The 13,449-nt window shown below is 68.8% G+C and carries 17 protein-coding genes; 7 read left to right on the top strand and 10 right to left on the bottom strand.

Annotation, left to right across the window (positions count from 1 at the left end):
• The first annotated feature begins 1 nt into the window (after nucleotide 1).
• Entirely contained in the window at nucleotides 2–280 is a 279-nt protein-coding gene (gene minE, locus AACL56_RS02965) for a cell division topological specificity factor MinE (RefSeq protein ID WP_339088344.1), read from the top strand.
• On the opposite strand, the gene AACL56_RS02960 is transcribed toward minE, so the two are convergent.
• Nucleotides 237–1,943: a rhodanese-like domain-containing protein gene (locus AACL56_RS02960; RefSeq protein WP_339088343.1), complete on the bottom strand. Its 1,707-nt coding sequence runs from the start codon at nucleotides 1,941–1,943 to the stop codon at nucleotides 237–239. The genes minE and AACL56_RS02960 overlap by 44 nt on opposite strands.
• Nucleotides 1,944–1,950: 7 nt before the next feature.
• Nucleotides 1,951–2,931 (bottom strand): Bug family tripartite tricarboxylate transporter substrate binding protein, encoded by a 981-nt coding sequence (locus AACL56_RS02955; RefSeq protein WP_339088342.1) that lies wholly within the window; start codon nucleotides 2,929–2,931, stop codon nucleotides 1,951–1,953.
• 126 nt (nucleotides 2,932–3,057) lie between these two features.
• Between AACL56_RS02955 and AACL56_RS02950 the strand changes: the two genes are divergently transcribed.
• Nucleotides 3,058–4,002, top strand: a complete 945-nt coding sequence (locus AACL56_RS02950; RefSeq protein WP_339088341.1) for a fatty acid desaturase — start codon at nucleotides 3,058–3,060, stop codon at nucleotides 4,000–4,002.
• Between the two features lie 14 nt (nucleotides 4,003–4,016).
• Here the strand turns inward: AACL56_RS02950 and AACL56_RS02945 are convergent, their stop codons facing one another.
• Both AACL56_RS02945 and AACL56_RS02940 read right to left on the bottom strand, forming a co-directional pair.
• Nucleotides 4,017–4,940, bottom strand: a complete 924-nt coding sequence (locus tag AACL56_RS02945) for an alpha/beta fold hydrolase (RefSeq protein ID WP_339088340.1) — start codon at nucleotides 4,938–4,940, stop codon at nucleotides 4,017–4,019.
• Nucleotides 4,941–5,142: 202 nt separating this feature from the next.
• Nucleotides 5,143–5,745, bottom strand: coding sequence for a TetR/AcrR family transcriptional regulator (locus tag AACL56_RS02940; RefSeq protein ID WP_339088339.1), 603 nt, complete (start codon nucleotides 5,743–5,745; stop codon nucleotides 5,143–5,145).
• A gap of 185 nt (nucleotides 5,746–5,930) precedes the next feature.
• Here AACL56_RS02940 and AACL56_RS02935 point away from each other — a divergent pair, with 185 nt between their 5' ends.
• Together AACL56_RS02935 and AACL56_RS02930 are read left to right on the top strand one after the other, a co-directional pair.
• Nucleotides 5,931–6,878, top strand: coding sequence for a CysB family HTH-type transcriptional regulator (locus tag AACL56_RS02935; RefSeq protein WP_339088338.1), 948 nt, complete (start codon nucleotides 5,931–5,933; stop codon nucleotides 6,876–6,878).
• Between the two features lie 126 nt (nucleotides 6,879–7,004).
• On the top strand, nucleotides 7,005–7,268 hold the full coding sequence (locus AACL56_RS02930) for a hypothetical protein (protein ID WP_339088337.1): 264 nt from the start codon (nucleotides 7,005–7,007) through the stop codon (nucleotides 7,266–7,268).
• A 93-nt stretch (nucleotides 7,269–7,361) separates the two neighbouring features.
• On the opposite strand, the gene AACL56_RS02925 is transcribed toward AACL56_RS02930, so the two are convergent.
• Nucleotides 7,362–7,781, bottom strand: a complete 420-nt coding sequence (locus tag AACL56_RS02925) for an RcnB family protein (protein ID WP_339088336.1) — start codon at nucleotides 7,779–7,781, stop codon at nucleotides 7,362–7,364.
• Between the two features lie 158 nt (nucleotides 7,782–7,939).
• A complete protein-coding gene (locus AACL56_RS02920) occupies nucleotides 7,940–8,662 on the bottom strand; it encodes a CPBP family intramembrane glutamic endopeptidase (RefSeq protein ID WP_339088335.1) in 723 nt (240 codons plus the stop codon).
• 17 nt (nucleotides 8,663–8,679) lie between these two features.
• On the opposite strand from AACL56_RS02920, the gene AACL56_RS02915 reads away from it, so the two are divergent.
• A complete protein-coding gene (locus AACL56_RS02915) occupies nucleotides 8,680–9,075 on the top strand; it encodes a hypothetical protein (RefSeq protein WP_339088334.1) in 396 nt (131 codons plus the stop codon).
• A 46-nt stretch (nucleotides 9,076–9,121) separates the two neighbouring features.
• Nucleotides 9,122–9,760 carry a GDSL-type esterase/lipase family protein gene (locus AACL56_RS02910; RefSeq protein ID WP_339088333.1) on the top strand — a complete coding sequence of 213 codons (639 nt, stop codon included), beginning with the start codon at nucleotides 9,122–9,124 and terminating at the stop codon, nucleotides 9,758–9,760.
• Here AACL56_RS02910 and AACL56_RS02905 read toward each other — a convergent pair whose 3' ends face one another.
• From AACL56_RS02905 to AACL56_RS02890, 4 genes are all read right to left on the bottom strand, one after another.
• Complete coding sequence (locus AACL56_RS02905; protein ID WP_339088332.1) at nucleotides 9,761–10,276, bottom strand: class IV adenylate cyclase; 516 nt, start codon at nucleotides 10,274–10,276, stop codon at nucleotides 9,761–9,763. It lies immediately after the preceding gene.
• 150 nt (nucleotides 10,277–10,426) lie between these two features.
• The gene (locus AACL56_RS02900) at nucleotides 10,427–10,786 is read right to left on the bottom strand and encodes a hypothetical protein (RefSeq protein ID WP_339088331.1); all 360 of its coding nucleotides are present in this window, start codon (nucleotides 10,784–10,786) and stop codon (nucleotides 10,427–10,429) included.
• Nucleotides 10,783–11,376: a cob(I)yrinic acid a,c-diamide adenosyltransferase gene (locus AACL56_RS02895; protein ID WP_339088330.1), complete on the bottom strand. Its 594-nt coding sequence runs from the start codon at nucleotides 11,374–11,376 to the stop codon at nucleotides 10,783–10,785. Before AACL56_RS02895 ends, AACL56_RS02900 begins: the two co-directional genes overlap by 4 nt.
• A gap of 18 nt (nucleotides 11,377–11,394) precedes the next feature.
• Nucleotides 11,395–11,895, bottom strand: coding sequence for a DinB family protein (locus AACL56_RS02890; protein ID WP_339088329.1), 501 nt, complete (start codon nucleotides 11,893–11,895; stop codon nucleotides 11,395–11,397).
• 85 nt (nucleotides 11,896–11,980) lie between these two features.
• Here AACL56_RS02890 and AACL56_RS02885 point away from each other — a divergent pair, with 85 nt between their 5' ends.
• Nucleotides 11,981–13,405, top strand: coding sequence for an FAD-binding oxidoreductase (locus AACL56_RS02885; protein ID WP_339088328.1), 1,425 nt, complete (start codon nucleotides 11,981–11,983; stop codon nucleotides 13,403–13,405).
• Nucleotides 13,406–13,449 lie beyond the last annotated feature (44 nt).

The following is a 13,449-nucleotide window of genomic DNA, read 5'->3' as shown; positions in this document are numbered from 1 at the left end:
CATGTCCTTTCTCTCGTTCCTGCTGGGCGAAAAGAAGAAGACTGCCAGCGTCGCGAAGGAGCGGCTGCAGATCATCCTCGCGCACGAGCGGTCCAGCCTCAGCGGCAAGAAGCGCCCCGACTACCTGCCCGAACTCCAGCGCGAGCTGGTGGCGGTGATCTCGAAGTACGTGTCGATCAACGCGGAAGACATCAAGGTTCACCTGGAGACCCAGGACAACCTCGAGGTGCTCGACATCAAGATCGAGCTGCCGGATCCTTCCCCGGCTCCCGCGCGCTGAGCGCGAAGAAGCGGAAGCGCACCGACGGGTCCTGCACGACCCGCGGTGACAGCGCGCGTTCCCACGCGAGGTAGTCGGCCCAGGCTGCATCGCGGCGCGGACCGAAGACGCGCATGACCGAACCCCAGTCGTCGTCGAAAGGCGTCAGGAGCTGGGCCGGCACGAAGGCCGCGGCCAGCGGCCTGCCCGAATCCTTCCAGCCCTGCGTTCCGCCCTGCAGCCAGGCGAATATCGCGCCCGAGTCGGGCCAGCGCTGCTGCGCGTCGCGTGCCACGCGGGCGGCCAGCGCGCCGTCCGGCGAGGTGAACACCAGCGTGCGACCGGCCACGGCATGCGGCGCGAGCGGCGCCAGCGAGGCCGGCAGCATGTAGAGCGCGCCCGGCAGGTGACCGCGCTCGTAGTCGAGGCTGGGGCCGACGTCGATCACCGTGACCGCGCCGTTCCTGCGCAACTGGGCCAGCGCATCGGCATCGAGCGGAGGCGGCGCGTCGCCGGCCGGCGCCGGTGCCGGCCCAGGGAACAGCCCGGCGGTCGGCTCGCCCTCGCAGACGTACACCTCGGCCTGGTTGAGCTGCACGAGCCAGAACGCGGTGATGGCCGCGCGCAGGCGGTGAGCTGCGTCGTCGACCAGGACGATGCGGGCGCCGCGCGTTCCCACCAGGTTCTCGAAGTGCATCAGCAACTGGCCGCCAGGCACCTGCCGCACGCCGGTGCGGGCCAGCGCCGGATCGGCGGCCGGACGCACGTCGAACACGTAGAGTGTGCGCGAGTCGTCGTCGCGCCAGCGGGCCAGTTGCGCCGCGTCGGCCACGGGCAGGCCGAAGCGCGCGATCAGGTCGTCGGCAAGGCCGCGCAGCACGGGCGCCGACTCGGGCGGCAGTTCGTCCTGCGGCGCGGCGTTCTGCACCGTGGGCGCGCCCTGGAGGCCCCAGTCCATCACGCCGTCCTCCACGAACACCGCCTCGGGCGCGCGGCCGAGCAGCCGCAGCGTGGTCGCGCCGACGATGCCGCGCGTGCGGCTGAAGCAGTTGATCGCCCACAGGTGGCCGGGACTCTCTGCGCCTGCGGTCGCCGCAGCATCGAAGCGGCGCAGCGCCAGCTCCGTGCCCGCATGGTTGAGCGCGCCGGGCAGCGAGAGAAATTCGAACTCGGCACGCGGCCGCGCATCGACCAGCGTGGTCGGACGGCCCCCGCGCTGGCGCGCGCGCAATGCGTCGACCGGCAGGCCCGGCGTGCCGTAGTGCAGCCTGGCGCGGTCGCCGAAGGCCTTGACCAGCGTGCCGTAGCCGTCGATGGAAGGCAGGCCTTCGGTCACCCAGCGCTGCAGGCCGCCGTCGAGCGTGCGCACGTCGGTGTAGCCCAGCCGCGCCAGCACCGCGGCCGCCGCCTGCGCCGCCCCGTCGTGCGCGCCGTGGTCGTCGTAAAGCACCACCGGCGTGGAGCGGCGCGGCACGAACGCGCCGGCCTGCAGCTCGAGCACGCTGAGCGGCAGGTTGCGCGCGAGGTTGGGGTGGCGCTGCACGAACCAGCGCGTCTCGCGCACGTCGAGCAGTGCGAGCTCGCCTGCAGGCGCAGCCGGAGGTTCTGCGGGTTCCGGGGCTTCAGCCAGCAGCAGCGCCATCAGCTCGGCGGGCGCGATGGTCTTCGTGCGGGGCTCGCTCATTTGGTGCTCAGTTGGGCTGGATGCCCGCCTGTTTTACTACGGCGGTCCACTTCACGGTCTCGGCCTGGATGAAGCGGCCGAACTCCTCGGGCGTGTTGCCCACGGTGAAGGCGCCGATGTCGTCGTAGCGCTTCCTGAACCCGTCCGCCTGCACGATGTCGCGCAGTTCGCGCGACAGGCGCTGCACCAGCGGCGCGGGCGTGCCGCTGCGCACCACCACGCCGTACCACGAGGTGACCTCGAAGTCCGGCAGGCCTGCCTCGGCCGTGGTGGGCACGTCGGGCAGCCACGGGGCACGCGTGCGGTAGGCCACGGCCAGCGGCTTGAGCGTGCCGGCCTTCACGAAGGGAATGGCGGTGACCACCTCGTTGAAGATGAACTGGGTCTGGCCCGCAAGCAGGTCGTTGAGGGCCGGCGCGCTGCCCTGGTAGGGAATGGCGGTGAAGTCGGCGCCAGTCTGCGTCTTCAGCAACTCGCCCGCCAGGTGCGAATACGCACCCACGCTGATGCCGTAGTTGACCTTGCCGGGGTTCTTCTTCGAGTACTCGATGAGTTCGCGCGGATTGCCGACGGGCAGCTTCGGGTTCACCAGCAGCACCTGCGGCGTCTGCACCAGCAGCGACACCGGCGTGAAGTCGCGCGCGAGGTCATAGCTCAGCTGCCTGAACAGCGCGGGCTGCACCGTGAGGTTGGACGCCGGTGCGAGCAGCAGCGTGTAGCCGTCGGCAGGCTGCCGCGCCACGAAATCGAAGCCGATGTTGCCGGCCGCGCCGCTGCGGTTCTCGACCACCACCGGCTGTTTCAGGCGCTGCTGGAGCTGCTCGGCGACTTCGCGCGCGATCTTGTCGGCGATGCCGCCGGCCGGATACGGCACGACGAGGCGAATGGTCTTGCTGGGGTAGTCGTCGACGGTGGCCGCGTGAATCTGCACGTCGACGGAAAGTGCGGCAAGCAGCGCAAGCGCCAGGCGGACAAGGAAGTTCTTCATGGGAGCCGCAAAGCTGTCGAGCGTAGGCCGCACGCCCCCTGCGCCGAACGAAGCTTCGCGACGATGCTTATGCGAAATGCGCGCATGCAAGCGGCCGCCTGCTACCTAGCATCGCAGTCCTTCACCATGACTTCGACCACTTCGACAGCCGCGCCCCTTGCCCGGAAGACAGCCGAGCGCCAGCATTGGTGGTGGCACTTCGAGGTGCCCACGCTGCTGCTGGCCGCCGCGCTCTACATGGCGTGGGCCGCGCTGCTGTGGTGGCATGCGGCGGTGCCGGGCTGGGCCCTTTTCATCATCGGCGGCTTTCTCGCGCAGCTGCATTTCTCGCTGCAGCACGAGAGCATCCATGCGATGCGGCACCTGCCGAAATGGCTGCGGCACGCGGTGGTGTGGCCGCCGCTGAACCTGTGGCTGCCGTATCCCTTCTACAACCGCGGCCACAGCGCGCACCACGTCAACTTCCATCTCACGCATCCGGAGCGCGACAACGAGAGCGCCTACCACTCTGCGCCCGCGTGGGAGGGCTATGGCCCGGTGTGGCGATGGATCTACATGGCCAACCAGACGATCGCGTTCCGCGTGGTGCTGGGGCCGTTCCTGCGGCTGTGGAAGCTGGTCCGCTTCGAGGCCGGGCAGGTGCTGTCGGGCAACTTCTCGCGCCTTCCGACATGGCTGTGGCATGCGCTGAGCGCAGCGCCGGTGCTGTACTACGTGACGGCCGTGTGCGGCATGGGCTTCGGCGAGTACCTGCTGTACTTCGTGTACCCCGGCATGATGCTGGGCTCGCTGCGCACCTTCACGGAACACCGCTGGGCCGACACGCCGCACGAGCGCGTGGCCATCGTCGAGTCGAACCTGCTGTTCGGGCTGCTGTACCTCTACAACAACCTGCACCATGTGCATCACCGCGCGCCGACCATGCCGTGGTACGAGATCCCGGTGTACTTCCGCCAGAACCGCGCGGCGGTGCTCGCGGCCAACGGCAACTTCTACTACCGCGGCTACGGCGAGATCGTCCGGCGGCACCTGCTGCGGCCGGTGTTCACGCCGGTGCACCCCACCTGGTAGCGGGCCACGCTGCGTCAGGACGCAGGCGACGTCACGAAGCCTGCGACATGCGCCAGCACCGCGGCCTCCTTGAGGATGCGGCGATGTCCCCAGCCCTGCGTGGCAACGAGCCGCGCGCTGCCGATCGCATCGCGGTAGGCCTCGGCATCGGCGAAGCGGTTCACGCGGTCTTCGCGGTCATGCACGATCAGCGTGGGCTGCGCGATGCGCGGGCCCACCGCCGCCGGCTCGAGCTGCGCCATCAGCACGCCTTCGCGCGACTCGAGGCGCCGCTGCATCGCCAGCCGCGTGGCTTCGCTGAGTCCGAAGGTGTGGGCGAAATAGCGCGTGTATTCGCGCGGCGACGCGGGCGGCGCCAGCAGTACCAGCCGTTCGGCGGGCAGCCCTCGCGCCGCGGCCAGCGCCAGGCCGTTGGCGCCCAGCGAATGCGCAACGGCTGCGCGCAGCGCATGGCCGTCGGCCGCGAGCCGGGCCGCGACATAGGCGATGGCACGCGCGAACTGCGGCGAGTTGCTCATGGTGCCCGCACTGCGGCCGTGCGCCGGCAGTTCGAGCAGCACCGGCCGCAGGCCTGCCGCCGCCACGGCCTGTGCCAAGGGCAGCATCTGCCCGGCGTGCCCGCCCCAGCCGTGCACCAGCAGCACCACGGGCGCCGACTCGGCACCGGAGTCCTGCGCGGCCAGGTGGTAGATGCCGACGCTCGCGTCCTCGAAGGCCCAGGCCTCGCGCCGCCATTCGGCGCCGGGGCCTTGCCCGCGGTACAGCCACTTCGGCGGCAACGGCGTGCCGAACAGCCGGTAAGCCGCGCGCACGCCCAGCGCGGGCCACAGGCGCTGCGATGTGGTCAGGCCGAAGCGCAGTGCGCGCAGCAGCCGGCCGGGCCGGTAGTAGTTCGATGGCGCGGCGTGGCCCGCAGCGGATGTGGAAGTGCCGGTCATCGCGCGCTTCAGTACCAGACCCAGTCGCGGTTGCTGCGGGGCAGGCTGCGCAGCGTGTCGCACAGGCCCCGGACACCGAGGACGGCCGCACAGGCGGCAACAAAGAGGGCAACGATCAGCATGACGCTTCTCCTTTTTTTACGCACGGCTGTGCGAAACATGGGCAAATAAAGACGCGGGGTGCATTGCCTGCGTTCGGCAATCAGGCGAGGTAGCTGGAAAGAAGCCGCTGCCAGGTCTGCGTGGCGCGGTCGGCGGCCTGCGGGTCGCGCAGGAAGCGTGCGTCGTGCAGCTGGGCCATCATCACGCCGTTGAGCTCGCTGACCAGCTGCGCGGGGTCGGTGTCGGCCTTGAGCTCGCCGCTCTCGATGGCCAGCAGCACGGTGCGGCGCAGCGCGGCACGCCAGCGCGTGATCTCGTCGAACAGCACGTCGCGCAGCTCGCCCTCGCGGTCGTCGAACTCGAACGCACCGGCCATGTAGAGGCAGCCGGTGTGCATCTCGACGTCGCGCGTTCGCGCGATCCAGCGCGACACGATCTCGTTGAGCCGCGGCAGGCCCTTGGGCTTCTGCATGGCGGGCACGAACACGTCGGCGAGGAAGCCGCGGCCGTATTCCTCGATGACGGCCTTCTGCAGCGCCTCGCGCGAACCCACGCGCGAAAACACACCGCTCTTGGACAACCCCAGCCGGCTGGCCACGGCCTGCAGCGTGATCGCCTCCAGGCCTTCGGCGAGCGCGAGATTCATTGCCGCACCGACGATGGCGGCGCGGGTGAGTTCGCTTTTCTGGGTCTTGGCGTCCATGCTATCAACTTTAGCACATGTGTGCGAAACATCAAGACGGAGCTTCTGGAGCGGAAAGAAGGCCTCAAAGATGTTTTGCTCATGTGAAACCAACAAACGCATCGTTCCCCGAATAAGCGCTTCTGTTCAGAATCGTCGCTCGGCCTCGTCCGGGGTCGTGCTCTCCAGACTCACCTTCGCGCCAGATGAACTTCCAACAACTGCGCTCGGTACGCGAGGCCGTTCGTTGCGGCTTCAACCTGACCGAAGTCGCCCATACCCTTCACACCTCGCAACCCGGCGTGAGCCGGCAGATCCGCGAACTCGAGGAAGAACTCGGCATCGAGCTCTTCGTGCGTGCCGGCAAGCGGCTCACCGGGCTCACCGAGCCCGGCGGCCACGTGCTGCCGATCATCGAGCGCATGCTGATGGAAAGCAGCAACCTCAAGCACGCGGGCCAGGAGTTCGTGGCGCAGCAGAGCGGCCTGCTCTCGGTGGCGGCCACGCACTCGCAGGCGCGCTATGCGATGCCGGTGGCTGTGCAGGAATTCCGCACGCAGTTCCCCAACGTGAAGCTGCACCTGCACCAGGGCTCGCCCAAGCAGATCGCGCAGATGCTGCTCGACGGCGAGGCCGACGTGGGCATCGCCACCGAGGCGCTCGGCGACTATCCGCAGCTGGTCGCCCTGCCCTGCTACCGCTGGACGCATTCGGTGATCGTGCCGCCGGGACACCCGCTGCTCGACGCACCGCTCACGCTCGATGCGCTCACGCGCTATCCGCTGATCACCTACGACACCGGCTTCACGGGCCGTTCGCGCATCGACGAGGCCTTCGAGCAGCGCGGGCTGCAGCCCAACATCGTGCTGGCCGCGATGGACGCCGACGTGATCAAGACCTACGTGCAGCTGGGCCTGGGCGTGGGCATCGTTGCCGGCGTGGCCTACGAGGCCGAGCGCGACACGCAGCTGCGTGCGCTCGATGCAGGGCGGCTGTTCGGCATCAATCTCACCAAGCTGGCGGTGCGGCGCGGAACCTACCTGCGCAAGTACGTGTATGCATTCATCGAGTCGTTCGCCCCCACGCTCACGCGGGCGGTGGTGGAAAAGGCGCTGGGCGACGAGGCCAGGGCCGCCTCTCACTACGAAATCTGAAGGCTGTCCAGTTACAACCGCGGGGTGTGTACTACGGACGACAGAAAGGTTAAAAAAGAAGAATGCCGATTCACACAGGCGGCGTACATTCGGGTTAATTCCTTGGCTTCCTGGAACGGATCAGCAATGGCATCGACCCCGCAGCAGCAGCAACAGCAAACAAGGGCCGCCCTCAAGGCGGCCGATGCAGCGGAGCGTCGCGAGCGGTTGAGACGGGCCTTGCCCGCCACGGTGGAACTGCTGCAGAGCCGCCAGGCCGATCGGATCGACGACGCCGACATCGACGCGTATGTGAGCCTCAACTGGCTCGAGTGGCATGGCGGCGGACTGCGCCTGACCATCACCGGGCGCAACGTCTGCGCACAGTCGATTCCCACCGCGATGGTCTGAAAAGACAGAACCGCCGCAAGCCTCGCAGCCTGCGGCGGTCCATGACGGCTCGATGACCTTCGACTGCCCGGACGCTCCGGGCGATTGCCTGGCTTACTGGCCGGCGATGATGTTCGCGATCACACCGGTGGCGATGGCCGCGAGCACGAAGTCCCCGCCCACGCCCACCCACTGGTAGCCGCGCGGCGGCTGTTGCAGGCGGTAGGCGCGCCAGTCCTGCACCACGTAGTTGCGGCCACGGTACTCCTGCGGCACGCGACCCCCGCGACGCCATTCGGCGTGCGGCTGCGGGAAACCACGGCGATCGAACTGGCGTCCGTCGCGGAAATCCTGGTTGCCACGGTAGCCCGGCGGGCCACGGTGGTCGAAGCGGCCGTCGCGCTGCTCGTAGCGGTGGTCGCCAGGGCCGGGGCGGCCGTCGAAGCGACGGTCTTGTGCAAAGGCGCTCCCCGCGGCCATGCACATTGCGAGTGCCGCGGCGGCCACGGCCATGCTTTTCGAGTTGGTGTTCATCTGGAACTCCTTCATGCGTTGTTGACGAGTCCATTGTGGGTTGCGCTTGTGTCTGTTTCGGGCACGTCGGGTCGCGGTCAGGTGAAATCAGGTAAGCGCTGGTATCCGCGTGGCGCGTTGTCCTGCATGGCCTTCCGACCAACGCCGGGCGCACGCATTCAATAGACGCCGATGGCCAGCGCGAAGATGGCCAGGCCATGCGCCAGCGCCGCGGCGGGCAGACCGGCACGCCCGTACACGAGCCCCGCCACCACGCCTTCGATCAGCGTGAACACCAGCACCGGCAGGCCCGTCCGCGTGACGAACATCGCGAGCCACGCATGGCACAGGCTGAACAGCGCCCCCGACACGATGGCCGCGCGCCCCGCCGTCATGCGGGCCATCAGCCGCTGCTGAAGCATGCCGCGGAACAGAAGCTCTTCATACGCATTGCCAAGCAAGGCGAAGACGAGCACCGGCACGAGCGTCGAGGCATCCGGCACCGGCAACGAGGGCAGCCCCGCCGCAGCCTTCAGCGCAGCGGCCACGACGGTGATGACGGCCGCGCCCGCAGTGCCCCACAGCAAGGCCGCGCCGATCCGCAGGCTCTTGCACCACGTCGCGCGCTCGAGCCGCGCCACGCCCACGAAAAGCGCGGCCGACATGCCTGCCAGCGCAAGCAGTATGGGCGCAGGCGCCGTGAGCCGCATCGACCCGGCACCCAGCTGCCAGAAGCCCGCGGGGCTCATCGCGTCGCGCGCGAAGATGAAGAACAGGATGTGCACCCCGAGGCGCGCGCCCGCGAGCGCGCGCGGGAGGGCCACCAACAGCACCAGGGCGAGCAGGCCCGCTGGCAGAATGAAAAGGAGGTAGCCGAGCAGCAACGAAGCAGAAGAAACCATCGCAAGAACACACGCACATGACCGAACAGAAAGCACCCGTGGCAGCGGCCGTCATCTACGCGAAGGACGTCTCGCGCCTGAGCGCGTTCTATGCGCGTGTCGCAAACCTCGCCATCGCGCACGAAGAGGCCGGCCACGCCAGCCTCGGGTCGGCGGCGCTGCAGCTCTTCATTGTCGCGATGAATGCGCACGTCGCGGCCAGGGTGCAGATCGCGCAGCCACCGGTGCCTCGGGAGAACACGGCGCTGAAGTTCATCTTTCCGGTGACCAGCCTCTCCGCTGCGCGCGAATTCGCTGCAGAGGCAAACGGTGCGCTGAAGCCGGCCGAGTCCGAATGGACCTTCGACGGCCACCGGCATTGCGATGGGCTCGATCCCGAAGGCAATGTGTTCCAGCTGCGCGAGCGCGCCTGAGCATGGACCGGCCCGGCATCGGTGCAGCGCCTGGGCTGCGCGCCACATGAAGCGACGACACCTTCTCCATCTGCTGGCCGGCGTGCCCGCCATGGCCCTTCTGCCTGCCTGCGGCAAGCGCAAGCCATCGGCCAACGCCCTCGGACCCGAAGCCCGCGTGCTGGCGCTGGGCGACAGCCTGACCTTCGGCTACGGCGCGCCGCCCGAAGCCTCGTGGCCGGTGAAGCTCGCCGGGCTCACGGGTTGGCAGGTCGAGAACGCGGGCGTGAACGGCGACACGTCCGAGGGCGCGCTGCAGCGCCTGCCGGGCCTGCTGGCTGCGAGCAGCTACGACGCGATCCTGATCGGCATCGGCGGCAACGACATGCTGCGCGGCGTACCGGCCTCGGCCACGCGCGCCAACCTCGCCGCGCTGATCGAGCAGGCGCGCGCGCACACAACGCATGTCGCGGTGCTGGCCACGCCCGCGCCCGATGCGATGCGTGCAGCCGTCGGCTCGCTCAGCGACGCGCCGTTCTATGAAGAGGTGGCGAAGGCGGGACAAGCGCTCTTGGTGGCCGACGTCTACTCGAGCGTGCTGTCGGACGCATCGCTGCGCTCCGACCGCATCCATGCCAATGCACGAGGCTATGAAAAGGTCGCGCAGCTGCTGGCGGACCGGTTCGAGTCCGCCGGCTGGCGCTGATCAGCCGTTGAGCAGATCGACGTAGGCGCCCTGCACCAGTTGCCCGGCGTCCACGCCGAGCCTTGCCATGAGCGCATGCGCCTCGGCAATGCCTGCCTCGGCCGAGGCGCCCTCTTCGAGCACCACCTCGAGTTCGAGGAATTCGCCGAGGCCCTCCACGCGATCGAGATGCACGCGCGCGCGGCCCACCAGGAACAGCCGCCGCTGCTTGCGGACGCGGCCCGCCTGGCCCCATGCGAGCGTGAGCGACTCGCGCAGCACGTCGGGCGTGCTGCAGGGCGTGATCAGGTAGAACGATTCCTTCGGGCCGCTGCCGTTGGCGCGGCGATAGAAGATGAGCTCGGCGCGGTCCGGTGCGAAGGTGCGCAGCTTGAGGCGGTCGGCGCTGTCTGCGCAACGGAAGAAGGTGTCGTCCTGCGCGATGTCGATGGGCCCCTTGTCGGCGAGCGCCGCGACGATGAGCGCGACGCGATCGACACTGTCGATACGGGCCTTGATCTCGATGTTTCTTGCCATGTCGGCGTGTCTGTCGTGTGGATGTGGATGCGTGCAGGGACCGGCTCGGGCAACAAGCACGTCGATGCCGGTCGTGTTTCACGGAACAGGGAGCTGCGCCGGAACGGCACGCCCTGCATCGGACCGGACCGGACCGGCAGCGAAGCCGGACTACGGCGCGTTGCCCTGCGGCCCCGTCGCCGGCGGCGCGGTGCGCCCGCTGGACCCCGGCGAGAGGCGGCGGCCGATCGCCTCGCCCACGTTGCGCACAGGCCGGCTCGCCTTCTCCGACACGTTGTTGACGCCGCGCCGCGTGGCGGCGTCCGCGCGGTTCACGCTGCGGCCCGCGGCATCGGTGCCGCGCTCCACGCTGCCCACCACCGTGCCCTTGCGCGAAGGCGACTTGAGCGTCTGCGCGCGCTGCGCCTTCGGCGGATTGTCGGCACTCTGGGCCTGTGCCCCTGCCGGGAGCCACAGTGCGGCGGCCATCGCCACGGCGAGCGAGGTATGAAGGGTGCTCGGGAATTTCATGGTGCCTCCTTGGTGTCTGCCTGTGCGTCTGCCGCCGCGCGCGCCATGCGCTCGCTCTTCCAGTACACGTCGTCCCCGCCGTTCATGCGGTTGAGCACGCGCGCCAGCACGAAGAGCAGGTCGCTCAGGCGGTTGAGATACTGCCGCAGCGCATCGTTGAGCGGCGCGTCGGCGCCCAGCGCCACCACCGCGCGTTCGGCCCTGCGGGCCACGGTGCGGCAGACGTGCGCCAGCGAAGCGGCGCGCGTGCCGGCAGGCAGGATGAACTCCGCCAGCCGCGGCAGCGTGGCGTTGTGCTCGGCCAGCGCGCTGTCGAGTTGCAGCAGCGCATCGGCCTTCAGCAGCGTGAAGCCCGGCATCGACAGTTCGCCGCCGAGGTTGAACAGCTGGTGCTGCACATCGACCAGAAGCTCGCGAACGGGCTCCGGCATGGGCTCGCACAGCAGCACGCCGATCTGCGAATTGAGTTCGTCCACGTCGCCCATGGCATGCACGCGCAGGTGGTCCTTGGGCACGCGCGTGTTGTCGCCGAGGCCGGTGGTGCCGTCGTCGCCGGTGCGCGTGGCGATCTGGGAAAGTCGGTTGCCCATCGGGGTAGCTCCTGGGGTCTACGGCGCGACCGTCGAAGCGTCGATCTTGCCGGCCAGCCACTGGAGGCCTGCGAGATGCTGCTGGTCGTGGCTGCAGAGGTAATGAATGAGGCTGCGCATCGTGAGCGGGCCGTAGCCCTCGAAAACCGCCGTGCGCGCGAGTTGCGCGTCGCTCAGGCTGGAGACGATCTCCATCGTCTGGATGCGCGCCATGCGGAAGTCGGCCAGCACCTTCGCGGCGTCGGCCGCGCCGTAGTGGCGTTCGGCGGCGATCGGCTCGCTGTCGATCGACGCCAGCGTCGGATGGGCCTCGGCCAGGGTGCGGCGAAAGCGCACGTGGTAGCCCTCGATCTCGATGTCGCGCACGTGGCAGAGCTGCTCGACGGCGGTGAAAGGCTCGCTCGGCACGCCCTCCCACGAAGGCGGCGCCCAGTGCCTGAATGCCGCGGGGATGGCCGCGAAATGAGCTTCCAGTTGCGACGGGAAAGCCGCCAGTGCGGTGAGGGTCGTGGGGTTCATGTCGTTTTCCGAAGCGCATTATGGTGCGCCCTTCGTAAAATGACCGGCTCCCCCCGATCCCACTCACACAGCCAGGAGACGCCCGATGAACGCCCCGACCCAAACCTCGCACCTGATGCCGGAGCTTCATCTGCGTGACGTGCCTGCCGCACTGATCGACGCCCTCAAGGCGCGCTTCGGCGACAACTGTTCCACGGCCATGGCGGTGCGCACGCAGCACGGGCGAGACGAGTCGTCGTTCGATGCACCGCCGCCTTCCGCCGTGGTGTTCGCCGAGAGCACGCAGGACGTGGCCGACGCGGTGAAGCTGGCGAGCGAGCACAGCGTGCCGGTCATCCCCTTCGGCGTGGGCTCCTCGCTCGAAGGCCACCTGCTGGCGGTGCAGGGCGGCATCAGCATCGACGTGTCTCGCATGAACAAGGTGCTGTCGGTCAACGCCGACGACCTCACGGTGACGGTGCAGCCCGGCGTCACGCGCAAGCAGCTCAACGAGGACATCAAGAGCACCGGCCTGTTCTTTCCCATCGACCCGGGCGCGGACGCCTCCATCGGCGGCATGACGGCCACGCGCGCCAGCGGCACGAATGCGGTGCGCTACGGCACGATGCGCGAGAACGTGCTGGCGCTCGAAGTGGTCACCGCTGCGGGCGACGTGATCCGCACCGGCACGCGCGCGAAGAAGTCGTCGGCCGGCTACGACCTCACGCGCCTGATGGTGGGCAGCGAAGGCACGCTGGGCGTGGTCACCGAAGTCACGCTGCGCATCTATCCGCTGCCCGAGGCGGTGTCGGCCGCGATCTGCTCGTTCCCGAGCATCGAGGCCGCGGTGCGGACCACCATCGAGACCATCCAGCTGGGCGTGCCCATTGCGCGCGTGGAACTCATCGACGTCAACACGGTGCGCATGGTGAATGCCTATGCCAAGCTGAACCTGCGCGAAGAGCCCATGCTGCTGATGGAATTCCATGGCTCGCCCGCCGGCGTGAAGGAGCAGGCCGAGACGGTCCAGGAGCTCGCGAGCGGCCACGGCGGCAACGCCTTCGAGTGGGCCAGCACGCCGGAAGAGCGCACGCGCCTGTGGACCGCGCGGCACAACAGCTACTTTGCGGCCGTGCAGTCGCGCCCGGGCTGCCGCGTGATTTCCACCGACACCTGCGTGCCGATCTCGCGCCTGGCCGACTGCCTGCTCGATTCGGTGGCCGAGGCCGATGCCAGCGGCATCCCCTACTTCCTCGTCGGCCACGTGGGCGACGGCAACTTCCATTTCGGCTACCTGCTCGACCCGAACATCCCCGAGGAGCGCGTGAAGGCCGAGGAGCTCAATCATGCGCTGGTGAGCCGCGCGCTCGCGCTGGAAGGCACCTGCACCGGCGAGCACGGCGTGGGACTGCACAAGATGGGCTTCCTGGTGGACGAGGCCGGTGTGGGCGCCATCGACATGATGCGCACGATCAAGCGCGCGCTCGACCCGAAGAACATCATGAACCCCGGCAAGATCTTCAACCTCTGACGCTTCGGCGCGCGTCCGGCGTGCCCATTAAAAAAAGCCCGGCG

This window comes from Variovorax paradoxus, assembly GCF_902712855.1.
GTDB lineage: Bacteria > Pseudomonadota > Gammaproteobacteria > Burkholderiales > Burkholderiaceae_C > Variovorax > Variovorax paradoxus_Q.
Note: the sequence above shows the minus strand (reverse complement) of the source record. Positions and strands in the feature narration are given on the sequence as shown.